The sequence below is a fragment of the Modestobacter lacusdianchii genome, from assembly GCF_054177765.1.
In genome coordinates, this window is record NZ_JBJJTJ010000018.1 from 26,128 (window position 1) to 47,347 (window position 21,220).

At 73.3% G+C, this 21,220-nt stretch carries 18 protein-coding genes, 1 tRNA gene and 1 pseudogene; 11 read left to right on the top strand and 9 right to left on the bottom strand.

Annotated elements, in window-relative coordinates; all coding sequences use genetic code 11:
• Window positions 1-16: 16 nt before the first annotated feature.
• Together ACJTNH_RS13775 and ACJTNH_RS13780 are read right to left on the bottom strand one after the other, a co-directional pair.
• Complete coding sequence (locus ACJTNH_RS13775; RefSeq protein WP_458176572.1) at window positions 17-538, bottom strand: pirin family protein; 522 nt, start codon at window positions 536-538, stop codon at window positions 17-19.
• Window positions 535-1,224 (bottom strand): phosphatase PAP2 family protein, encoded by a 690-nt coding sequence (locus ACJTNH_RS13780; RefSeq protein WP_458176573.1) that lies wholly within the window; start codon window positions 1,222-1,224, stop codon window positions 535-537. The genes ACJTNH_RS13775 and ACJTNH_RS13780 overlap by 4 nt, the downstream gene beginning before the upstream one ends.
• A 45-nt stretch (window positions 1,225-1,269) precedes the next feature.
• On the opposite strand from ACJTNH_RS13780, the gene ACJTNH_RS13785 reads away from it, so the two are divergent.
• The 6 genes from ACJTNH_RS13785 (at window position 1,270) to ACJTNH_RS13810 (ending at window position 7,966) form a co-directional block, all read left to right on the top strand.
• Window positions 1,270-2,460, top strand: coding sequence for a PucR family transcriptional regulator (locus ACJTNH_RS13785; RefSeq protein WP_458176574.1), 1,191 nt, complete (start codon window positions 1,270-1,272; stop codon window positions 2,458-2,460).
• 139 nt (window positions 2,461-2,599) lie between these two features.
• Entirely contained in the window at window positions 2,600-3,802 is a 1,203-nt protein-coding gene (locus ACJTNH_RS13790) for an acyltransferase domain-containing protein (RefSeq protein ID WP_458176575.1), read from the top strand.
• The gene (locus ACJTNH_RS13795) at window positions 3,799-4,767 is read left to right on the top strand and encodes a beta-ketoacyl-ACP synthase III (protein ID WP_458176576.1); all 969 of its coding nucleotides are present in this window, start codon (window positions 3,799-3,801) and stop codon (window positions 4,765-4,767) included. Before ACJTNH_RS13790 ends, ACJTNH_RS13795 begins: the two co-directional genes overlap by 4 nt.
• Window positions 4,768-4,857: 90 nt before the next feature.
• Entirely contained in the window at window positions 4,858-5,103 is a 246-nt protein-coding gene (locus ACJTNH_RS13800; RefSeq protein WP_222193333.1) for an acyl carrier protein, read from the top strand.
• A 113-nt stretch (window positions 5,104-5,216) separates the two neighbouring features.
• A complete protein-coding gene (locus ACJTNH_RS13805) occupies window positions 5,217-6,458 on the top strand; it encodes a beta-ketoacyl-[acyl-carrier-protein] synthase family protein (protein ID WP_458176577.1) in 1,242 nt (413 codons plus the stop codon).
• Between the two features lie 92 nt (window positions 6,459-6,550).
• On the top strand, window positions 6,551-7,966 hold the full coding sequence (locus ACJTNH_RS13810; RefSeq protein WP_458176578.1) for an acyl-CoA carboxylase subunit beta: 1,416 nt from the start codon (window positions 6,551-6,553) through the stop codon (window positions 7,964-7,966).
• Window positions 7,967-8,111: 145 nt separating this feature from the next.
• Here the strand turns inward: ACJTNH_RS13810 and ACJTNH_RS13815 are convergent, their stop codons facing one another.
• On the bottom strand, window positions 8,112-8,612 hold the full coding sequence (locus tag ACJTNH_RS13815) for a DUF3145 domain-containing protein (protein WP_458176579.1): 501 nt from the start codon (window positions 8,610-8,612) through the stop codon (window positions 8,112-8,114).
• A gap of 293 nt (window positions 8,613-8,905) precedes the next feature.
• Between ACJTNH_RS13815 and ACJTNH_RS13820 the strand changes: the two genes are divergently transcribed.
• Window positions 8,906-10,366, top strand: a complete 1,461-nt coding sequence (locus ACJTNH_RS13820; RefSeq protein ID WP_458176580.1) for an arylsulfotransferase family protein — start codon at window positions 8,906-8,908, stop codon at window positions 10,364-10,366.
• Between the two features lie 25 nt (window positions 10,367-10,391).
• Window positions 10,392-10,465 (top strand) — tRNA-Ile (locus ACJTNH_RS13825).
• Window positions 10,466-10,545: 80 nt separating this feature from the next.
• On the opposite strand, the gene ACJTNH_RS13830 is transcribed toward ACJTNH_RS13825, so the two are convergent.
• The 4 genes and pseudogenes from ACJTNH_RS13830 to ACJTNH_RS13845 all read right to left on the bottom strand — a co-directional run bounded on the left by ACJTNH_RS13830 (window position 10,546) and on the right by ACJTNH_RS13845 (window position 16,597).
• Window positions 10,546-11,643, bottom strand: coding sequence for a tyrosine-type recombinase/integrase (locus ACJTNH_RS13830; RefSeq protein WP_116452320.1), 1,098 nt, complete (start codon window positions 11,641-11,643; stop codon window positions 10,546-10,548).
• Between the two features lie 85 nt (window positions 11,644-11,728).
• The gene (locus ACJTNH_RS13835; protein ID WP_116452319.1) at window positions 11,729-11,941 is read right to left on the bottom strand and encodes a helix-turn-helix transcriptional regulator; all 213 of its coding nucleotides are present in this window, start codon (window positions 11,939-11,941) and stop codon (window positions 11,729-11,731) included.
• A gap of 216 nt (window positions 11,942-12,157) precedes the next feature.
• A pseudogene (mobF, locus tag ACJTNH_RS13840) lies at window positions 12,158-14,842 on the bottom strand (MobF family relaxase); the annotation flags it as partial.
• 774 nt (window positions 14,843-15,616) lie between these two features.
• On the bottom strand, window positions 15,617-16,597 hold the full coding sequence (locus tag ACJTNH_RS13845) for a LysR family transcriptional regulator (protein WP_116452317.1): 981 nt from the start codon (window positions 16,595-16,597) through the stop codon (window positions 15,617-15,619).
• 114 nt (window positions 16,598-16,711) lie between these two features.
• Between ACJTNH_RS13845 and ACJTNH_RS13850 the strand changes: the two genes are divergently transcribed.
• Window positions 16,712-17,800: a YeiH family protein gene (locus tag ACJTNH_RS13850; RefSeq protein WP_458176581.1), complete on the top strand. Its 1,089-nt coding sequence runs from the start codon at window positions 16,712-16,714 to the stop codon at window positions 17,798-17,800.
• Between the two features lie 100 nt (window positions 17,801-17,900).
• Here the strand turns inward: ACJTNH_RS13850 and ACJTNH_RS13855 are convergent, their stop codons facing one another.
• The gene (locus tag ACJTNH_RS13855) at window positions 17,901-18,794 is read right to left on the bottom strand and encodes a hypothetical protein (protein WP_458176583.1); all 894 of its coding nucleotides are present in this window, start codon (window positions 18,792-18,794) and stop codon (window positions 17,901-17,903) included.
• Window positions 18,795-18,907: 113 nt separating this feature from the next.
• Entirely contained in the window at window positions 18,908-19,501 is a 594-nt protein-coding gene (locus tag ACJTNH_RS13860) for a hypothetical protein (protein ID WP_164704601.1), read from the bottom strand.
• A 101-nt stretch (window positions 19,502-19,602) separates the two neighbouring features.
• Here ACJTNH_RS13860 and ACJTNH_RS13865 point away from each other — a divergent pair, with 101 nt between their 5' ends.
• Both ACJTNH_RS13865 and ACJTNH_RS13870 read left to right on the top strand, forming a co-directional pair.
• Complete coding sequence (locus ACJTNH_RS13865) at window positions 19,603-20,022, top strand: hypothetical protein (RefSeq protein WP_164704600.1); 420 nt, start codon at window positions 19,603-19,605, stop codon at window positions 20,020-20,022.
• A 599-nt stretch (window positions 20,023-20,621) separates the two neighbouring features.
• A complete protein-coding gene (locus tag ACJTNH_RS13870; RefSeq protein WP_164704599.1) occupies window positions 20,622-21,011 on the top strand; it encodes a hypothetical protein in 390 nt (129 codons plus the stop codon).
• The last annotated feature ends 209 nt before the right edge of the window (window positions 21,012-21,220 follow it).

Consider the following 21,220-nt stretch of genomic DNA (forward strand, 5'->3'; position numbering starts at 1 on the left):
CACGATCGGGGAAGGGTCACTCGGCCCAGGCAGGGCGGGCGGCGTCCAGCTGCCAGACGAGCACGACGTCCGAGCCGGCGACCGGGGCGTCCAGCTCGACCGAGTCGCCGCGGACGACCACCCGCAGGCCGGGCGGGACGTCGTCGTCCGAGGACCCGACCCACAGCCGGGCGTCGGCTCGGCCCAGGTCGACCCAGCCGCGGGGCCGCAGCAGCGCGTCGTGCGCCGGTTGCGCGGCCGGGTCCGCCGACCGCAGGTAGGTCTGCAGCACGTGCGCGCCGTCGGCACCGGCGACCTCGTCGTGCTCCAGGCCCCGCCCGGCGCGCAGCACCGCGACGTCCCGCGGGCCGAGCACCGCCTCCCGGCCCCAGGCGTGCCGCAGCGAGCCGGCCAGCACGACCGCGACCACGTCGACGGCGGCGTGCGCGTGCCGGCCGTAGCCCACGCCGCCGTCCAGCCGGTCGTCGGCCAGCCGCAGCAGCGGGCCGAGCGAACCGTCGTCGGGGCCGAGCAGCACCCGGGAGTCCAGTCCGGTCATGCGGCCATCGTCCCCGATCGGGGGTGCAGCGCCGCCCGGCCGCCGGGCAGCGCGCCGAGGGCCAGCGCCACCAGCAGGGTCCAGCCCGTGCCCAGCGCCCAGCCGGCGACCACGTCGGAGGGGAAGTGCACGCCCAGCCACAGCCGGGTCAGGCCGACCAGCACGACGAGGATGACGCCGGCGGCGACCCCCGCGCGACGGCCCGCGGAGCCCAACCGCGGCCAGGCCAGCACCAGGGCGACCGCGACCAGGGCGGCGATGCCCGAGGAGTGGCCACTGGGGAAGCTGAGCGACTCCCAGCCCGCGCCGCCCTCGGCGAACTGCGGGCGCGGCCGGTCGGTGGCCTCCTTGAGCAGCGTGGTGAGCGGGGCGACCAGCGCGGCCGAGCCGAGCACGAAGCCCGCGGTCCACCAGGCCCGGCGCAGCACCAGCCAGGCCAGCACCGGCAGGAACACCACCGCCCGGACGGCGGACAGCCCGGGGGCGGTGAGCAGCTGCAGCGCCGTCTCGACCAGCCGGGGCCGGTCGTCGCCGGCATACAGGGCGTCGCTGACCGCGCGGTCGACCCGCAGCAGCGGCTCGAGACCGCCGGTGACCGCCCAGGCGAGCCCGGCGACGACGGCCGCGCAGGCCCCGACGGCCGCCCACACCGGGACGGCGGAGGTACCCGGACGGGCGGTCTGCACGGCTCCACGATCCACGACGCGCGGGCGTCGTGACACGCTGGAGCGGTGGAGGACGCAGCGGCAGCCCGGGGGGCCACGCACCCCTCGGAGGCGACGCTGCGCCGGCTCGAGCGGGCCTCCGGTGCGCTGGCAACGCAGGCCGTCGCCCGGATGGACGAGGAGCTGGGCTGGTTCCGCTCGATGCCGGCGGCCCAGCGCTCGTGGGTCACCCTGGTCGCGCAGGCCGGCATCGCCTCCCTGGTCGAGTGGTGCCGCAACCCCGGCCGGCCCCCGCGGCTGACCGGCGAGGTGTTCGGTGCCGCCCCCCGCGAGCTGATGCACGCCGTGCCGCTCAAGCGGTCGGTCGACCTGATCAAGGTGACCGTCGAGGTGGTCGAGGACAGGGTGGAGCAGGTCGCCGAGCCCGGTGACGCCGAGCGGCTGCGGATCACCGTGCTGCAGTTCAGCCGGGAGATCGCCTTCGCCGCGGCACACGTCTACGCCAGCTTCGCCGAGAACCGGGGCGCCTGGGACGCGCGGCTGGAGGCCCTGGTGGTCGACGCCCTGGTGCGCGGCGACCGCTCCGACGAGCTGCCCGGCCGGGCGGCCGCGCTGGGCTGGACGGAGACCGCGCCGGTCGTCGTCCTGGTCGGCTCGGCGCCGCCGGGGGCGGAGGACTCCCGGGCCGCGGTCCGCCGGGCGGCCCGGTCGCTGGGCTGCGAGGTGCTGGTCGGGGTGCACGCCGACGAGCTGGTCGTCGTCCTGGGTGGCGCGGCCGACCTCGCCGCGGTGACCAGCCGGGTGTGCCGCGAGTTCGGCCCGGGGCCGGTCGTCCTCGGCCCGCGGGTCGACTCCCTGGCGCGCGCCGGGGAGTCGGCGGCCACCGCGCTGGCCGGGCTGCGCGCCGCGGCCGCCTGGCCCGAGGCGCCCCGTCCGGTGGAGTCCGAGGACCTGCTGCCCGAACGGGCCCTGGACGGCGACCCGCTGGCCCGCACGGCACTGGCCGAACGGGTCGCGCTGCCGCTGCAGGGCGCGGGCGGCGAGGTGCTGGAGACGGTGCGCGCGGTGCTCGGCAACGGCGGCAACCTGGAGGCGACCGCCCGCGCGCTGTTCGTGCACACCAACACCGTGCGCTACCGGCTCAAGCGGGCCAGCGAGCTCACCGGCTACTCCGCCACCGACCCCCGCGGGGCCTGGACGCTGCAGGTCGCGCTGGCCCTGGCCCAGCTGGAGGGCGACCGCTCGCTCTGGCACTGAGTTGTGCCCTCCCCCACCGACACGCAGGCCCGCCCCCGCTTGCGCCCCTCCCTCTTGTAGGGATCCTCCAAGACACCGGTGTGATTCTTCGTCGGGCATCCCACCGCTGCCGAGGCCTCGCTGCTGGCACGGTGGACGGGTGCTGGCCGTACTCGCCCCCGGACAGGGTGCTCAGAAGCCCGGGATGCTCACCGACTGGCTCGACCTGCCCGGCGCGGAGGCGTTCTTCCGCTGGGCCGGTGCGATCGCCGACGCCGACCTGCTGACCCTGGGCACCACCGGCGACGCCGAGGCCATCAAGGACACCGCGGTGACGCAGCCGCTGGTCGTCGCGATGAGCCTGTTCATCGCCCGCGAGCTGGGCGGCATGCCCGGCCCGGTGGTGCACTCCCCGCACGCCGGCCGGGACGTCGTCATCACCGGGCACAGCGTGGGCGAGCTGACCGCCGCCGCGCTGGCCGGCGTCCTCTCCGTCGAGGCGGCGATCGCGCTGACCGCGGTCCGCGGCCGGGCGATGGCCCGGTCCTGCGCCCAGACGCCGACCGGCATGTCCGCCGTCCTGGGCGGCGACGAGGCCGAGGTGCTCGCCGCGATCGAGCGGCACGGGCTGGTGCCGGCCAACCGCAACGGCGGCGGCCAGATCGTCGCCGCCGGCTCGCTGGACGGCCTGGCCGCGCTCAAGGCCGACCCGCCGGCGAAGGCCCGGATCATGCCGCTGTCGGTGGCCGGTGCCTTCCACACCCACCACATGGCCAGCGCCCGCGAGGAGCTCGAGGCGCTGGTCGGCGGCCTGCGCCCGGCCGACCCCAGCCGCCTGCTGCTCTCCAACGCCGACGGCGCGGCGGTCGACAGCGGCGCAGAGGTGGTCTCCCGGCTGGTCAGCCAGGTGACCAGCCCGGTCCGCTTCGACGCCTGCCTGGCCACGCTGCGCGACCTGGGCGTCACCGCCGTCCTGGAGCTGCCGCCGGCCGGTGCGCTGGCGGGGCTGGCCAAGCGGGAGTGGAAGGGCGCCGGCATCGAGGTGCTGGCCCTGACCGGCCCGGCCGAGCTCGACCGTGCCCGTGAGCTCATCGCCGCCGAGCGTGGCCGCGCCGAGGCCGAGCACGCCCCCGACTGGCGGGTGGTGGTCTCCCCGGTGCGCGGCACCGTGAGCCCCGCCGAGGTCGCCGAGGGCACCCGCCTGCCGGCCGGGAGCCCGCTGGGCTCCATCCGCAGCCGGCGCGAGGAGGTCAACGTCTCGGCCGGCTACGACGGCGTGCTCGCCGAGTGGCTGGTGCACGAGGGTGACCTGGTCGACGCCGGTGACCCGATCGCCCGTCTCTACCCGGAGGTGTCCCAGTGAGCACGATCAAGCTGCGGGAAGGCGCGCCCGGCGCGCAGATCCTCGGCCTGGGCGCCTACCGCCCGCGCCGTCGGGTCACCAACGACGAGCTCGCCCAGGTGATGGACACCAACGACGAGTGGATCCAGAGCCGGGTCGGCATCGCCGAGCGCCGCTGGGCCTCCGAGGACGAGACCCTGGTCGAGATGGCCGTCGCCGCCGGAGGCAAGGCGCTGGCGGCCAGCGGCCTGGCCCCCGACGAGGTCGACCTGGTCATCCTGGCCAGCGCCAGCCTGCGCGCGCCGATCCCGGGCATCGGCCCGCAGGTGGCGCACCGGCTGGGCATCCCGCGGCCGGGCGCCTTCGACCTGAACGCCGGCTGCGCCGGGTTCTGCTACGCCCTCGGCGTGGCCAACGACGCCATCCGCAGCGGTGAGTCCCGCAACGCGCTGGTGGTCGGGGTCGAGCGGCTGACCGACGTCACCGACCAGACCGACCGCAGCACCGCGGTGATCTTCGCCGACGGGGCGGGCGCCGCGGTCGTCGGCGCCGCCGACGAGCCCGGCATCGGCCCGGTCGCGTGGGGCTCGGACGGCGACCAGTACAGCGCCATCGAGATCGCCGCCGGCCGCTCCACGATGACCATGGCCGGCCAGGCCGTGTACCGCTGGGCGACCACCAAGCTGACCGCCACGCTGGAGGAGGCGATGGCCAAGGCCGGCGTCACCGCCGCCGACATCGACGTCTTCGCCCCGCACCAGGCCAACCTGCGCATCGTCGAGTCGATGACCAAGAAGCTCGGCTTCGGTCCCGACACGGCGATCGCCCGCGACATCGTGCAGTCGGGCAACACCTCGGCGGCCTCCGTCCCGCTGGCGCTGACCGCGCTGATGGAGTCCGGCGAGGCGAAGTCCGGCGACCTGGCCCTGGTGCTCGGCTACGGCGCCGGGCTCACCTTCGCCGGCCAGGTGATCCGCCTGCCCTGAGGGGCACACCGACTGCCGGGACACCCGTCCCGGACGACGACGGCGGACCCGCACCCGGGCCGCCGCCACCAGCCAGAGAGAGGACCCCGCGTGCCCAGCACCGCAGACATCCAGGCCGGTCTCGCCGAGATCCTGGAGGAGGTCGCCGGCGTCACCCCCGCCGACGCCACCCCGGAGAAGTCCTTCACCGAGGACCTCGACGTCGACTCGCTGTCGATGGTCGAGATCGCCACCGCCGTCGAGGACAAGTTCGGCGTCGCGATCCCGGACGACGAGCTCGCCAACATCAAGACCGTCGGCGACGCCATGTCCTACATCGAGAAGAACCAGGGCTGAGGAAGGACCCCTCTTCCCCCACGCCTCGCACGCTCGGCGCGGGCCCCTGAAGAGGGGCCGAACAGCACCTCACCTCGGCCGTCCGGCCAGACAGTCCCAGGAAGGAACGTCCCATGAGCACGCCCACAGCCGACGTCGTCGTCACCGGGCTCGGCGCCACCACGCCCCTCGGTGGTGACGTGGCCTCCACCTGGGAGGCACTGCTGGCCGGCCGGTCCGGGGTGAGCCGCATCACCGACGACTGGGTCAAGGAGTTCCCCGCCCAGCTCGTCGCCCGGCTCACCAGCGAGCCGGCCGACACCCTCGACCGGGTGCGCACCCGCCGGCTGGACCGCAGCCAGCAGGTCGCCGTGGTCGCCGCCGAGGAGGCCTGGCGCGACGCCGCCGGCGCCGACTCCGGGGTCGCCCCGGAGCGGATCGCCGTCGTCTTCGGCACCGGCATCGGCGGCGCGCTGACCCTGCTCGGCCAGGACGACGTCCTGGAGGAGAAGGGCCCCAAGCGGGTCTCCCCCTTCACCATCCCGATGCTCATGCCCAACGGCCCGGCCGCCGCGGTCGGGCTGGCCGTCGGCGCCCGCGCCGGCGTGCACGCCCCGGTCAGCGCCTGCGCCTCCGGCGCCGAGGCGATCCGCTGGGGCCTGGACCTGCTCCGCCTGGGCCGCGCCGACATGGTCGTGGTCGGTGGCACCGAGGCCTGCGTGCACCCGCTGCCGATGGCCGGGTTCGCTGCGATGCGCGCGATGAGCACCCGCAACGACGAGCCCGAGCGCGCCTCCCGCCCCTTCGACAAGGGCCGCGACGGCTTCGTGCTCGGCGAGGGCGCCGCGGCGCTGGTGCTGGAGCGCGCCGACGCCGCCCAGGCCCGCGGCGCGAAGGTCTACGCCCGCCTGGCCGGAGCCGGCGGCACCGCCGACGGCCACGACCTGGTCGCCCCGCACCCCGAGGGCGAGGGCGCGGCCCGCGCGATCGGTGCCGCCATCCGCGACGCCGGGCTCACCGCCGCCGACATCGGCCACGTGAACGCGCACGCCACCTCGACGCCGCTGGGCGACACCGCCGAGGCCACCGCCATCCGCGACGCGATCGGCGACCACACGCTGGTCACCGCCACCAAGAGCCAGACCGGTCACCTGCTGGGTGCCGCCGGCGCGCTGGAGTCGGTGTTCACCATCCTGGCGCTGCGCGACCAGCTGGTCCCGGCGACCGCCAACCTCGAGGACGTCGACGACAACCCCGCCGTCCAGGCCCTGGACATCGTCCGCCACGAGCCGCGGAAGGCGACCTTCTCGGCCGCGCTGAACGACTCGTTCGGCTTCGGCGGTCACAACATGGCGCTGGTCTTCACCACGGTCTGAACAAGGACCCCCTTGCCCCCCACCACTCGCCAGCTCGCGGCGGGCCCCTGCAAGGGGGCCACGCACGCCTCTCACGCTCTGAGGAGCTGCTCATGACCACGGTGCACGCCGCCCCGCCGACTGCCCCGACCGTCGACCCGCGGGACCCCGCGGACCGGCTGGCCCGCTTCTTCGACCCGGGCTCGATGCAGACGCTGGCGGCCCGGGACACCTCCGGGGTGCTGGCCGCCCGCGGCACGGTGGCCGGCTCCCCCACGATCGCCTACTGCACCGACGCCACGATCATGGGCGGCGCGATGGGCGTCGACGGCTGCCGGCACATCGTCGACGCCATCGACACGGCGCTGCGCGAGCGGGTGCCGGTCGTCGGCATCTGGCACTCCGGTGGCGCGCGGCTGGCCGAGGGCGTCACCGCCCTGCACGCGGTCGGTGAGGTGTTCGCCGCCATGGTGCGGGCCTCGGGGCGGGTGCCGCAGGTCTCGGTGGTGCTCGGTGCGGCCGCCGGTGGCGCCGCCTACGGGCCCGCGCTCACCGACCTGGTGATCATGGGCCCGGCCGGCCGGGTCTTCGTCACCGGCCCGGACGTCGTCCGGTCGGTGACCGGTGAGGTCGTCGACCAGGAGCAGCTCGGTGGCCCGGACACCCACGGCCGGCGCTCCGGCGTCGTGCACGTGGTCACCGACACCGAGGACGAGGCCCTGACGACGGCGCGCCAGGCGGTCGACCTGCTGGCCGCCCAGGGCACCTTCGCCCCGGCAGCCGACGAGCCGGCCGTCGACCTGATGGCGCTGCTGCCCGAGCAGCGCAACCGGGCCTACGACGTGAAGCCGGTGGTCGCCTCGCTGCTGGACGGGCCGGGGCTGGAGCTGCACCCCCGCTTCGCCCCCAACGTGGTGACCACCCTCGGCCGGCTCGCCGGGCGCACCGTCGGGGTGATCGCCAACAACCCGCTGCGGCTGGGTGGCTGCCTGGACTCCGCGTCGGCGGAGAAGGCGGCCCGGTTCGTGCGGATGTGCGACGCCTTCGGGGTGCCGCTGGTCGTGCTGGTCGACGTCCCCGGCTACCTGCCCGGCGTCGGCCAGGAGTGGGACGGCGTGGTGCGGCGGGGGGCGAAGCTGCTGCACGCCTTCGCCGAGGCGGTGGTGCCGCGCGTGACGCTGGTGACCCGCAAGTCCTACGGCGGTGCCTACATCGCGATGAACGCCCGCTCACTGGGCGCCACCGCCGTGTTCGCCTGGCCGGGTGCCGAGGTCGCGGTCATGGGTGCGAAGGCCGCGGTCGGCATCCTGCACCGCAAGAAGCTCGCCGCCGCCCCGCCCGGGGAGCGCGAGGCGCTGCACGCCCAGCTGGCCGCCGAGCACGAGCTGATCGCCGGCGGGGTCAACCGGGCCCGGGAGATCGGCGTGGTCGACGAGGTCGTCGACCCGGCGCAGACCAAGCGCCGGCTGGTGGCCGCCCTGGCCGAGGCGCCGTCCGGCCGCGGGGCGCACGGCAACATCCCGCTGTAGGCGGACGACGGCAACGGCCCGGCCCCCTCCGCGGAGGGGGCCGGGCCGTTGCCGTGTGCAGAGTCCCCGGCAGCGCGGGGGTCCGGCGGCCCCGTCCAGAGGCTCGCCACGAGCGTGCGAGTGGCGAGGAGGACGGGGTCCTTCCTCAGACGACCTGGTGCAGCCAGGTGACGGGGGTGGCGTCGCCGGCGTGGCGGTAGGCCTCGAGGTCGGCGTCCCAGGCGGCGCCGAGCAGCTGGTCGACCCCGTGCCGGAAGGCCTCGACCGAGCTGGCGGTGGCCGCGAGGTGGCGCAGCTGCTGCTCGGTGATGATCAGGTCGCCGTTGGCGCTGACCGGAGAGCGGTGCACGCCGTGGCCGGGCACGTAGGACATGCGCTCGCCGTCGTTGCCGTGGCTGGCCTCTTCGGTGACCTCGAAGCGCAGCATCGGCCACTGCTTCAGGGCAGCCACCAGCTTGGCCCCGGTGCCGGGCGCGCCCGTCCAGGCGACCTCGGCACGGTAGGACCCGTGCGTCACGGGCTGCTCGGCCCACGACAATGACACCGGCGCGCCGACGACGCGCTCGAGCGCCCACTCGACATGCTGGCAGAGCGCCTTCGGGCACGCATGCACGAAGACGACACCCTGGGTTGACCGTCGCTGCACGGCGCACCTCCATCGACTCGACTGGTTCGTCTTCCCCAACGGACCTGTCGCGCGATGCTGCGGTCGTACCTCGGCGGCTCTCAGAGCAACCGAGCAAGAGTTTGCCGGATCGTGACCCGATCGCGCCAGCCCGAGCCGGTGCAGATGAGACGGATGTGACGGGATGCGTCCAGTGGGACGGATGATCTAGCAGGTCAGGGCCTCGATCACCGCGACACGTGGACGAACCTGACGAGAACTGTCCACCTGTCGCCCGGATGCCCGCTCCGCCGCGCGGTGAGAGGCTCCCGCCCATGCGACGTCCTCGTGGCCGGCTGGTCGGCGTGCTGACCCTAGCGTGCCTGACCACCCTGTCGACCGGTTGCGGCACCGCGGACGACACGGCCGCACCCGCCCCGGTCGAGGGGCTGAACCACCTGAGCCGGCCCGACCTCACACCCCCGGACCTGGACGTCACCTGGTCGGGGCCGCCCCGCACGCCGGACGGCACGGTGGTCGCCCTCGGGCCCAAGGGCGAGGACGCACCGCTCACCGGCGCGCTCCTCGTCGACGACGCCGGCGAGCCGGTCTGGGTGCACCCGACAGCCGACCGCGTCTACGACGTCCGGGTGCAGGAGCTCGACGGCGAGCCGGTGCTGACCTGGTGGGAGGGCACCAGCCCGGCGGTCGGCCTGGGCGCCGGGGAGTTCGTCGTCGTCGACAGCTCCTACCGGGAGGTCGCCACGGTGACCACCGGCGGGGACGTCGACCCGGGGCAGGCCGACTTCCACGAGGGCCGGCTCACCGCGCGCAGCACCGCGCTGATCACCGCCTACGTCAAGGAGCCGGCCGACCTGACGCCGGTCGGCGGGCCCGAGGACGGGTGGGTCTGGGACGGCGTCGTCCAGGAGGTGGACGTCGAGACCGGTGCGGTGCTGTTCTCCTGGCGCTCGCTGGACCACGTGCCACTGGAGGAGACCAAGAGCGAGCTCCCGGAAGGCGGCGGCACCGAGGAGGAGCCTTTCGACTGGTTCCACGTCAACTCGATCGCCGAGGACGCCGACGGCTCGCTGCTGGTCTCGGCGCGCAACACCTGGGCGGTCTACGACGTCGACCGCACGACCGGCGAGGTCCTGTGGACCCTCGGCGGCGAGGCGAGCGACTACGCGCTGGGCGAGGGCGTGGAGTTCGCCTGGCAGCACGACGCGCAGCGGCAGGCCGACGGCACGCTGACGCTGTTCGACAACCAGTCCGAGCCCGACGTCGGTCCGACGTCCCGCGGGCTGCGTATCGCGCTGGACGAGGCCACCCGGACGGCCACGGTGGTGACCGAGTACCTGCCCCCGGACCCCGACCGGCTGGCCGGCAGCCAGGGCAACCTCGAGCAGCTGCCGGACGGCAACGTGCTGATCGGCTGGGGGTCGCGGCCGTTCTACTCGGAGTTCACCGCCGACGGCACGCTGCTCTACGACGTGGCCCTGGGCAGCGGCGACAACTACCGCGCCTTCCGGGCACCGTGGACCGGCACCCCGGCCGACCCGCCGGACGCCGTCCTCGCCGACGGTGCGGTGCACGCCAGCTGGAACGGGGCGACCGAGGTGGCGTCCTGGCGGCTGGTCAGCGGGGACGACGAAGCGACCGCGACGGCCGGGCAGCCCGTCGCCCGGGGCGGCTTCGAGACGCAGCTGCCGGTGGACGGCGACCCGGCGTACCTGGCCGTGGAGGCCCTGGACGCCGACGGCGCCGTGCTGGGCAGCACCGTGCTGACCGGCTGAGGGCGACCGCTAGCGTGATCACCCTGGGGCGGTAGCTCAGCCGGTCAGAGCATGGGACTCATAATCCCTGGGTCGTGGGTTCGAGCCCCACCCGCCCCACCGATATAAGTGCAGGTCAGGGGGTCGATTCTTGATCGTCGATCTTGACGACCGGGTCCCGTGCCCACACGGTGCCCACACTACGCACCGTGACGTCTCGTGACTGACGCCTGGTGGGCCGCGTCCATGCGATCGGCAAGCGCGCCGAGGTCGTCATCAAAGAGCCCGGAGTAGACGTCGAGCGTCATCGCTGCGGAGGCGTGACCGAGCATCCGCTGGACCGCCTTGACGTTCGCGCCGCTGGCCACCAGCAGGCTGGCGGCGGTGTGCCGGAGGTCGTGCGGGCTGAGGTCCTCGAGCCCGGCGGCCGTGGCCGCCGGGTCGAAGAACCGCCGCCGAAAGTTGCCCGAGCGCAGCACCGCGCCGCCCGGCGAGGTCAGGACGAGGTCGTCCGGGCCCTTGCCCTGACAGCGGCGGGAGAGGGGCTCGACGAGGATGCTCGGGATCGGCACGGTGCGCTGCTGGTGCGTCTTGGACGCTCCGTACTCGACGGTGCCGCCGACCTCCGTGGCGCTTTCGGCGACGGTGAGCCGCTTGCGGAGGAAATCGATCCGGCGGACCCGTAGGGCGGCCATCTCGCCGAACCGTAGGCCGGTGTACGCCAGCAAGCGGACGACGTCGCCGTACTCCCCCGCTGCGTCCGCCAGTCGCTCCACCTCCATGCGGGTGAGGAACCGGGGATCGGCGCGTCGGGCCCTGGGCAGCGGCACGCCGGATGCCGGGTTGCGCGGGATGCGCCCGTCGCGGACGGCGAGGGTCAGGACGAGTGCGAGGACCCGGTGCGCCTGCCGCACCGTCGCCGGCGCGAGGCCGCCGGCGACGAGTTGGGCCACCCACGCGGCGACCTCGGCATGGGTGACGTCGGCCAGCCGGTGCCGACCCCAGCGCGGCAGGATCTGGACGCGCAGCAGCGATCGGTAGCGGTAGAGCGTGCTGGGCTTCAGCCCGGTCTGGGCGGCGAGCCACTGCTCTGCCCAGACATCGACGGTGACCCGCCCACGCTCCGGCGCCGTCCAGGTCTGCGTGACGATCGCCGACGTCTGCTCGTCGAGCCATCGTTGGGCGTCGACCTTGCGCACGAATCGCTTCTCGTGCTGCCGCCCGCGAGCATCGCGGTACCGCGACCGGTACCGCTTGCTGCCGTCGCTGAGCACGTCCACGGTGATGCTGCCGGCCATCAGATGACCGTGCCCACGACGGCTCCCCGGGTCAACGCCGTCTCGAGTCTCTGGGGAGGCCGGCACGCCTGTGGACGACGCTCGCTCATCGACGGTCGAGGGCCTGGGCGTGCTGTTGCGCGATCCAGGCGTGGAGGTCGTCGGTGCGGTACAGGACGCGGCGGCCAAGGCGGAAGCTGCGTGGGCCGGTGCCGAGGTGGCGCCAGTACCGCAGGGTGGCGACCGGCGCGCGAAGGAGGTCGGCCGCTTCGGTGATGGTGAGCAGCTCGGGTTCGCGGCCGGCGGGATGGTCGGTCATGGTCGGCTCCGGTCGTGGTCGGATGGGCTGGGCCCCGTCACCTGTAGAAGGCGCCAAACGAAGCCCATTAGTGACAGCCGACCGCAAGATCCTGCCGGGATTCTCCAGTTGGCCTGCAGTTCTCTGAGGCGCGGCTCACCGCCCGATGCCGGGTGCTGCGCCGCCCCGGGTGAGAGAGGGGCCGCGGCGCTCGGACTCCGGCCGCGGTACGCCGGGGTCGAGCGGGCGGGGCTGGGCGTAGCGGGCGGCTTCGGTGGCGGCGAGCTGCGCGGCGTGGCCGGGGCCCAGGTCGGCGCGGTCGCGACCGAACACCGCTATCCACTGCTGCCACGCCTCGCCCAGGTCGGCGGCCACCAGATGCGCGGTGTTCGCGGTGCGGCCGCGCGTCATGCCGACGTAGGCCGACGCGGCGCCGGTGTGCTCGCCGATCACCACGTGCGCCGAAGTGACGGTGTCGCCCTGCACTCCGTGCGCGGTGCTGGCGTAGGCCAACTCGACGTGGGCGGTGACGTAGCCGGCGGGCAGTACCCGCTCCCCCACTCCCGCCGGGGTGACACCCGGGGTGACATCGGCCGGGATCGCGCGGGTCGGGGTGACGTCGGCCGGTACGACGGCCAGCGCCCCGGAGGAGCCGACGGCGGTGACGGTCCAGATGTCCCGGTTGGCCACGCCCAGTGCTCGGTCGTTGCGGCGGGTGGCGATCCGGTCCCCGGCGCCGATCCGCTGCCCCGCCCCGGTGACCGCGACCCGGACGTCATCGACGAGCCCGTCGGCGACTCGCCTCTCCCGGATCGCGGCACCCAGCTCGGCGGCCTGCTCGCGGGTGTCCACCACGATCGCTGTCTGCTCGCCCCGGCGGTGAAGCTGTGCGGCCAGGGTGGCCAGTGCTTCCCGCAGCGCAGCGGCGTCGGCGTGCAGGCGGACCTGGCCGCGGGCGGCCAGCGCGTCGAACACCCCGCCAAGATCCGCGCCGTCGCGCATGGCCAGGGTGAGGTCGGCGTACTCAGTGTCGGGCACCGTCTGCCCGGCCTGGTCGGTGCGGGTGAAGCGGTGCACCCTCTCGAGGGTCGTGTGCGCGGCCGGGTCGACCCGGCGCACGGCGAGGTCCAGTACCCCGCCGCGGCCGACGGCGGCGAGCTGGTGACGATCACCGAGCAGCGCTACCCCGACGTCGTGCTCGTCGGCGACGACCAGCAGGGCGCGGGCGGTGTCCTGGTCGAGCATCCCGGCCTCGTCGATGACAAGCAGGTCCCCCAGAGCGAGGCGGGCTGCGAACCCCGGACCGGCGTAGGGGACGCCGCTGACCGGGTCGGCTTGGCCAAGGGTGAGCCGGGTCCAGGCGCCGTCGTCGGTCCAGCGCCAGCCGTGCTGGAAGGCCAGCCAGGCCGCCGACCCGGCGGTGGCGCCGATCTCCGCGGCGGCGACCCCGGCCGCCTTCAAGGTCGGGGTGACCACCACCAGCCGCCGCCCCTGCTCCTCCAGCAGTCGACCGGCCGCAGTCAGGGTGGTGGTCTTGCCCACGCCGGCCGCGCCCTCCACCACCACCAGCGGCCGGTTCCCGGCGAGCGCGGCCGCGGCCGCGGCCTGCCCGGGGTCCAGCAGTTCCAGGCCGGCCACCCGGTCCGTTCGGAGGTCGGCATGTGCACCGTGGTGGGTGCCGCGGGCGGCGAGGCGGGCGGCCAGGTCGGCCTCGACCTCGAGCACCGCCGGAGACGTCCAGGCCCGGACGTGCTCGGGCACCCCATCGCGCGCCAGCAGCGGACGGCAGCGGGCCAGGGCGCGGGCGGTGAGATCCTCGGCCAACTCCCCACGCACCGCGGTGTCAGCGACAATCCCCGCAGCGGCGATGAGCTGTTCGGCCTCGCCGCGCAGATCGGCGGCGTTCCACGCCGAGCGGCCGGCGGCCAGCCGGGTGAGCATCTGGTCGGCGGCGCGGTCGCGGTCCAGGACGCCGATCGGGGTGGGGCTCAGCTGGACCGGTCGGTCGGGGTCGCGGTAGCCGAGGGCGGCCAGTTCGTCCCGCCACCGCGCGGTGAGGTCGGCCCCCGAACGCGGGGTGACCTTGTCGGGGCGGCCGTCGGCCCATGCGCGGGCGTCCCACGCTCGCCGCAGCGCCGGGCCCGGGGATTCGCCGGGGTGCGCGGCGGTCCAGTCGCGTTCGTAGCGATCGAGATTGCGCCCGATCTGCGCCGCCCGGGCGCTGAACGGACCGATGTGCTCGGCGAGCTCCAGTATTTCTCCAGTCGCAGCCAGGGTGTAGCCGTGGGCGGCCAGTGCGGCGCGGAACTGCGGGTCGCAAGCGACCGCGGCGTGCCCGATGCCGTTGATGGCGGCGAGGAAGTCGCGGACGCCGACGGTGTGCAGCCCGCGCCATTGGTCGGCGGCGAACACCCGGGCGTTGAGTTGCAGGTGCAGATGCCGGTGCGGGTCTCCGGCGCGGGAGGTGTAGTGCCGCACCGTCACCGCCTCCAGCACCTCGAGCGGCACCTGCACCTGCCCGCCGCGCGGGCCAATCCGGGTGGTCGCGTGGGCGGGGATCCAGCGGATGATCTCGGCCGCGGCGCGGTCCTGGGCGGCGTCGTAGGCGGCGGCGACGTCCTCATGCAGAGCCGCGGCCAGTGACCAGGACTTCGGGCCGTTGACCACCACCTCGACGAACCGCACCGCCCGCTCGTCGGTCCGTAGCCGCCCCCGTGGGTCGCCGGTGTCCGGGTCCCGGCCGGCCACCCAGCTCTCGTAGGTCTCCCCCGTCAACGGCGCACGCTCCTCCACCCGCCCGGCGGTGGCCGTGAAGCGGCGGGCCAGGCCGGTGCCCTCGGCCAGGTAGTAGTCATCAGCGCGGCCGCGGTCGGCCTCGAGGTACTGCCGGGCGGCCGCTGGCGGACCGGCGTAGATCTTCATTCCACCATGCATTTCCAACGCCATTCGACAATGACCAACATGTCACCCCAAGAAGCGACGATGGGCCCCGCGAAGCGGGGCCCGGACTACCTCATTGGTAGCATGCGTGCCGTTCTGCAGTAAAGGCCTGACTGTTGGCTATAAACGTTGATAGCTAATGGTTACGCGCAATCGCAGACATCTGTTCAAACGCCTTTAACAGCCGTCGATGATCATAAACAGGATGACGACTCGCCGGTTCCTCGCGACGATGACGTCCCGCTGTGCCGGTGGCACTCACGGGCCCTCCGTTCTTCCGCACAGGCGGTGGGGTGTTGGGTGCCGCAGCGGACGGGCGACGCAGCTCTCTCGGCCATGAGGAGTCTGATGAGGCTGTCCCGGTTGTCCCACAGCTGCGGGACAGGTCACCGGGCGGGTCTTACGGGATGCCGCCCCGGGGACTCATTCCAAGCTGTGCGACGTTCCCGGTCGACGTTCCCGCTGCGAGACCGCGTTCGGGGCGGCGGTTGCTGACTCGAGGGGCCCTGCAGGCCGGTCGGGTTTCGGGATGCCTGCTTGGACGGGCCGGGTCTCGAGGGTGTGAGCCAGGCCGGCCACATGCGGTCGGTAAGGGATGACGCTTGTTGCGACTCGGGCGGCAGGAGCAGACGGGCGGCGTCCAGCATCTCCGAGGCGGGGGCCGGTGCCATCCGGTTGAGCCGCGCTACCTCTCGTGCGGCTTCAAGGTTGAGCGTCGAGGCGGTGCATGCTTCCGCGGCGCGTGTTTCCACTGCCTCAGCGTTGATGATTACCTGCTCCAGTGCCGCCCGGTCCATCCCGGGGCGCTGCTCGGGGTGGGATCGACGCGTTCGGGCGGCCCGGCGGTGCGATCAGGGCGAGGAGGTCGATGCTGGCTGTGGCCAAGCGCTGGCCGTATGGCCAGATGGCCCGGAGCTGGCGGGTGAGGTCGACGCCACGGACAGGGACCTGGACGAGCCGGCCGGCGGCGACGTCATCGCGGACAGCCAGATCGCTGAGCACGGCCGGGCCGGCGCCGGCGGCGACCGCGGACCGCACGCTGCTGCTGGTCGACAGCTCTAGCAGCGGTACGGCTAGGGGTGCGAACGCGGCGAGGGCGAGCTCGAGTGAGGTGCGGGTGCCGGAGGCGGCTTCGCGCTGGACCAGGCGGGTGGCGGCGAGCTCGGCAGCCTCGACAGGCTTGCGACGCCGGGCCCACGGGTGGGCGCGGGAGACCACGACGACCAGCCGGTCCCGGGCGACGACCCGTCCGGTCAGGCCGGCGGGCAGGTCGGGGCCCTCGACGAAGCCCAGGTCGGCCCGCTGAGCCAGAACGGCGGCGGCGACCTGCGCGCTGTTGCCGGCGTCCAGGCTCACCGCGGTGTCGGGGTGGTCGGCGGCCAGGCGGACCAGCCAGCCGGGGAGCAGATGCTCGGCGACTGTCTGGCTGGCCGCGACGCGAAGCCGCCCTGTCCGGTCGGCGCGCAGGGTGTCGATGCCGGTATCGAGGACCTGCGCGGCCTGCAGCACCGTGCGAGCCCAGTCGGCCAGAAGCGCGCCGGCCGGGGTCAGGCTCGACCCGCGGGCGCTTCGGGTCAGCAGCGGAAAGCCGACCAGGCGCTCCATCGCCTTCACCCGGGCGCTCACCGCAGGCTGGCTGATTCCGTGTCGTGCGGCGCCCTGTCCGAGGCTGCCGCCGTCGGCGACCTCGAGCAGCAACTGCAGCGAGTCGAGATCCGGAACATGGCGCAGCCGCATCGGCTAATGCTATGGCAACCCATCGGCATCGTTGATGGGTGCATCAGGGCGTCGGGGCTACCGGCCGTCTCGCTCCCGCGTGATCGTGGAGTCCGACCACCTGTAGGAGGTGCCATGAACACGCTGCTCCACGCCGTCCGCCACGGCTCGCGCTCGCCGAGCCGCTGCCGGCCCAGCTGCCCGCCGGTGCCGCCGCCCGGCGCCTCGTCCCCGCTGCCGGGGCTGCTGATGGTTGCGGCGGCGACCGGGGTCGCGTTCGGCGTGTCCCAGCTGCTGCCCGCAGTGAACCCCTCCACGGTGGCCGTCGCGCTCGGCGCCCTCGTGGCGAACCTGGGCCTGCACCGTCCGGTACTGCACGTCGGCACGCACGTCGCCTCGCACCGCCTGCTCCGGATCGCGGTCGTACTGCTTGGGCTGCAGCTGGGTCTGACGCAGCTGCTGCACCTGGGGGTCGGGGGCGCGGTCGTCGTCGTGGTCACCGTCACCGTGACGTTCGCCGGCACCCGGCTGCTGGGCCATCTGCTCGGCGTCCCCCCGGCCCGCTCGCTGCTGATCGCCACCGGCTTCTCGATCTGCGGGGCCTCGGCGGTCGCCGCGATGGAGGAGACCGCGGGCGGCGACGACGACGACACCGCCGTTGCGGTCGCCCTGGTCACGCTGTGCGGGAGCCTGGCGATCCTGCTGCTGCCGCTGCTGCGCGACCCGCTGGGCCTGGACCCGGTGGCGTTCGGCAGCTGGGTCGGCGCCAGCGTGCACGACGTCGGGCAGACCGTCGCCACCGCCAACCGGGTCCCCGGCGCGCTCACCACCGCCGTGGTGGTCAAGCTCAGCCGTGTCGTGCTGCTCGCTCCGCTGGTCGCCGGGATGAGCCTGGCTCGCCGTCGCGCCGCTGTCAGGGCCTCGACCAGCGGGACGGCCCGCGCCACGGCCGACCGGCGGCGCCCGCCGCTGCTTCCGCTGTTCGTCGCCGGCTTCCTCGGCGCGATCGCGCTGGCCAGCACCGGCCTGCTGCCCGCACCTGTGCTGGACGCAGCCAAGACCGTCCAGGGCGTGCTGCTCGCCGCCGCCCTCGTCGGCCTCGGCACCGGCATTCACCTGCCGACCCTCCGCCGCACCGGCGGACGGGCCCTGCTCCTCGGGCTGCTGTCCTGGCTCCTCGTCGGCACTGTCGCCTACGTCGGCGTCCGTCTGCTAGGCCGCTGAACCCTGTGTCCTCACCCCCCAGCTGCGGGAGGCGGCTTCACCCGTGTCTGCCGGGGCGGGGACACGCAATCGACCCTGACCGTTCCCGCTGAGGGATGGTCTAGCGGTAGTCGTCCGGTGACATGAACGTGGAGATGTCCGAACTGGGCACGCAAGGCTTCGCCAGTCGTACGGCAAGCTCCATCTCAGTCAGCTGCCGGGAATCCGGCGCTACGTAGTTCAGATCCTGCCAGCCGCAGCGCATGCAGGAACCGGTCACCATCCGGTAGGAGCCGCAGCTCTCGCACCTGTTCCTCGCGCCGGTCCCAGCGCGCAGACATACCGCGGTCATCATCGACAGGAAGTGGCTCACGGCCGCGACACCGATGTGCGCGTCGTAGGCGATCGCGTTCTTCGCGTGCGTCAGCCAGTTGACGTAGTCCCACGTCTCGCGCGTCAGCTTGATGGCATAGGACCGCAGTTGCTTGCTGGAAGGTCCCTCGGCCAGGTGCGCGACCAGCAGGTTGGTCCAGCCCACCACGTCAGCTGCCTTGGGGCCGACGTCGCCTTCTGGCACCAGTGCGTCATCGGCAACCTCGTCGGCGTAGGTGACCATCGCCTCGCGTAGTCGCACCCCGAGGGCTTGAAAGTCCTCGGCTTCGCGGCCGCTGTCGAGGGACTCGATTGCCTGTTCCCACAGGCGCCAGGCTCGCGGAAGCAGTCCCGCGGCCTCCTCGGTGATTGGGACCTCCTCGCGGCTGGCGATGCGCACCATGAGCCCGACGTGGAAGGTCAGCGCGACGTCCCGGCTTTTGAAGTCGTCCTGCGAGTAGTAGTTCAGCGAGTTGCTGATTGCCCACCAGTGGCTGCCCTTGCAGTGCACGTCCCAGATGTCGTGCAGCACCGAGCCAACCCGCTCGACCGCGACCTTCTCCAGGTGCACCACCGGGTCGTCGGCCATCTGAGCCGCGAAGTAGTCGAGGACCTGTTCCCGCTCGAGGTCCGAAGCCTTCACAGTCGGCTTCCCTGCTCCCCCTTGATCACCTCCCTAGTCTGACTCGACAGGGAGTGATCTTGGTAGTGAGACGCCGTCGCGTGACGCGTCGCCGGCCAAGGCCGCCTCCTCGACTACCGGGAAGCGGCGGGTCCGGCATCACCACCGGGTCTCTTGCGGCCCTCTTGCGTCAAGGCGTAGATCACGGCGTCGGTCAACGCGAGGTAGTCCAGGGCCCGGGGCTCGTCCAGTTCGGCCTCGTGCCCGTGTGCCGCGAGGTTGCGCAGCACCGCGATGCCCTCGATAGCCCTGACCGTCTCCGGCTGTACCAGGCCTGCCTCCTGCGCGCGGCGGGCAAGCTGCATCGCGCTACCTCGGCCGGGGTCAAGATCGGCGTCGAGGAGCAGCTGCCGCAACTGCGCCTCCACGCGGGCGAATGCCTGCACTACGGCCGCGGCCGGCGCGATACGGGCAACCTCGGCCAGCTGCTCGCTCGGCCGAGCACCGTCGAGTCGTGGAATTTCCGGCAGGCCAGGCTCGCCGAGTTCCGCTTCGACCTCGGCGATCTCGCGGTCCCACACCAGCTCCACCGGTCCGGCTTTGAGGCTCGTGAAGGGCCGGGTAAGCAGAGCGGCGAGCTGGCGTCGAAAGAGCACCGCCACAACGAGAACAACGACAGGCCACGCTAAAGAGCCGACGAGGGCCGCGAGCAACTCGAAGCCGGACACGGTCACACGCTAGTGGTCGGCTCCCGCTGGCCGATCCGCGCACGGGCATCATGGCCAGGCAGCGTCAGGCGGCCGCGGAGGTCAACGACAGAAGGACGACCATGAGCATTGCGGACCGACTTGAGGACGCGGATGTGCTTTGGACGCGCGGTCGCCGCGAGGGTGCACTGCTTAACCTCCTAATCGCCGTGACCGCCGCAGCTCGCAACGAGCGTCCCGACATGAAGGACGGCGACGCCTTCCGCACCTTCATCGCCGACCGGCACAGTTGGTCCATCGCGATCGAGCACCGAGGCCAGCTGGTCAGCCTTGAACAGCTGATGTGGAAGTGGCTGCGATGCGAGCTGGCACACCGGGCCTCGCTTCCAGAAGACGTTCAGCTCTACGTCATGGACGACGATCCTGATGGCCTACGCATCCAGGCCGGCGGTGCACCGGACTACTGCGTGCGGCTGTCTGACGGGTGGTATTGGTGGCTCCGGCGCCACCTTGAGGCACTACCGGCAGCGGCGCTAACCTGATCGGCCAGCTGGCCGTACGCGACAGCTCATCAGTCTGGGGCCCTTCTGTCCAGGACGACGATCACCCGTCGGGACGACGGTCCCCTTGGAGTGAGCTTCCGGCCCACGGGACCACCCACTGACCGACGCCCGCCGTCCACACTCCCCTGCGCTTCCCACAACCCGCCCGGTCCGGCTGCCGCGGGTCGAGGGAAGGGTCGGCCGCAGGCCGATCCCGAAGGGACGCGAAGCGCCCTTCCCGCGACCGAGGCAGCTGGCACGCTGATCGGGTGGGACGCGCGTCGCCGATACCGCGGGCGTGCTGCCGACGTGGGAGCCGGATTCCTCGCGCATGCCCGGGCCCCGGTCTTTCGCCGGTCGTCCAGAATGCTGCTCGTGCAGCAGCTGAGGGAGCCGATCCAGCCTGGCGCCTGGCATCACAGAGGTGAAGTCGAGCGGGCCCGCCTGGCAGCCGGTTGACCGCCCAGGCATTCGTCGATGAGTCGGCCCGTGGGTCCAACTACCACGTGTGCGTCGCGGTCGTCGCGGACGGAGACGTAGACGCGCTACGCCGGCTCGTTCGGTCGTTCTGCATGCCCGGGCAGCGGCGGTGGCACTTTGTGACCGAGCGCGACAGCCGCCGCCGGCAGATTCTCGACGCAGTTGTAGGCAGCAGCCAACTGTCGGCGCTGGCCTTCTACGGCAAGGGCCGCGATACCGACGTCCGCGCCGAAAGCTTCCGTCGCATGGTCGACCCGCTTCTCGACCGCGGGGTGCAGCGACTGATCATCGAGTCGCGCCAAGGGCGCGATCAGCGCGACCGTCAGGTGCTCGTCGAGGAACTCCGCCGCCTCGCCCGACCCCAACCGTTTCGCTACGTGCACCTGCCGCCGCACGGCGACCCGCTTCTGTGGGTCGCCGACGCCTTGGCCTGGAGCCATTCCGCCGGAGGTGCCTGGCGAGCGCGCATCGCGGACATCACCGCCGCCGAGGACGTGTCGGCGCTGTAGACAGCGCGAAGCCCGGCCGCTCACCGTCCGGAGAGGAGCCGGGCTCACTTCCTGAAGCTCAGCGCGACAGGCAAGGCTCAGTGTAGGCGTATCCCCGACGGGCGCCAAGCCCCGCAGGCAGCACACCGCCGGAGCGACCCGACCGCTCCAGCCGGGATGCGTGAGCCGGGTACCTCTGCCTGGTATGCGTACCCGCCGTGCCCACACCG

Coding starts and splice junctions, on each gene's coding strand:
- ACJTNH_RS13775 (WP_458176572.1), bottom strand. CDS start 538: ATGACCGGACTGGACTCCCGGGTGCTGCTCGGCCCCGACGACGGTTCG.
- ACJTNH_RS13805 (WP_458176577.1), top strand. CDS start 5,217: ATGAGCACGCCCACAGCCGACGTCGTCGTCACCGGGCTCGGCGCCACC.
- ACJTNH_RS13810 (WP_458176578.1), top strand. CDS start 6,551: ATGACCACGGTGCACGCCGCCCCGCCGACTGCCCCGACCGTCGACCCG.
- ACJTNH_RS13820 (WP_458176580.1), top strand. CDS start 8,906: ATGCGACGTCCTCGTGGCCGGCTGGTCGGCGTGCTGACCCTAGCGTGC.
- ACJTNH_RS13830 (WP_116452320.1), bottom strand. CDS start 11,643: ATGGCCGGCAGCATCACCGTGGACGTGCTCAGCGACGGCAGCAAGCGG.
- ACJTNH_RS13835 (WP_116452319.1), bottom strand. CDS start 11,941: ATGACCGACCATCCCGCCGGCCGCGAACCCGAGCTGCTCACCATCACC.
- ACJTNH_RS13845 (WP_116452317.1), bottom strand. CDS start 16,597: ATGCGGCTGCGCCATGTTCCGGATCTCGACTCGCTGCAGTTGCTGCTC.
- ACJTNH_RS13850 (WP_458176581.1), top strand. CDS start 16,712: ATGAACACGCTGCTCCACGCCGTCCGCCACGGCTCGCGCTCGCCGAGC.
- ACJTNH_RS13865 (WP_164704600.1), top strand. CDS start 19,603: ATGAGCATTGCGGACCGACTTGAGGACGCGGATGTGCTTTGGACGCGC.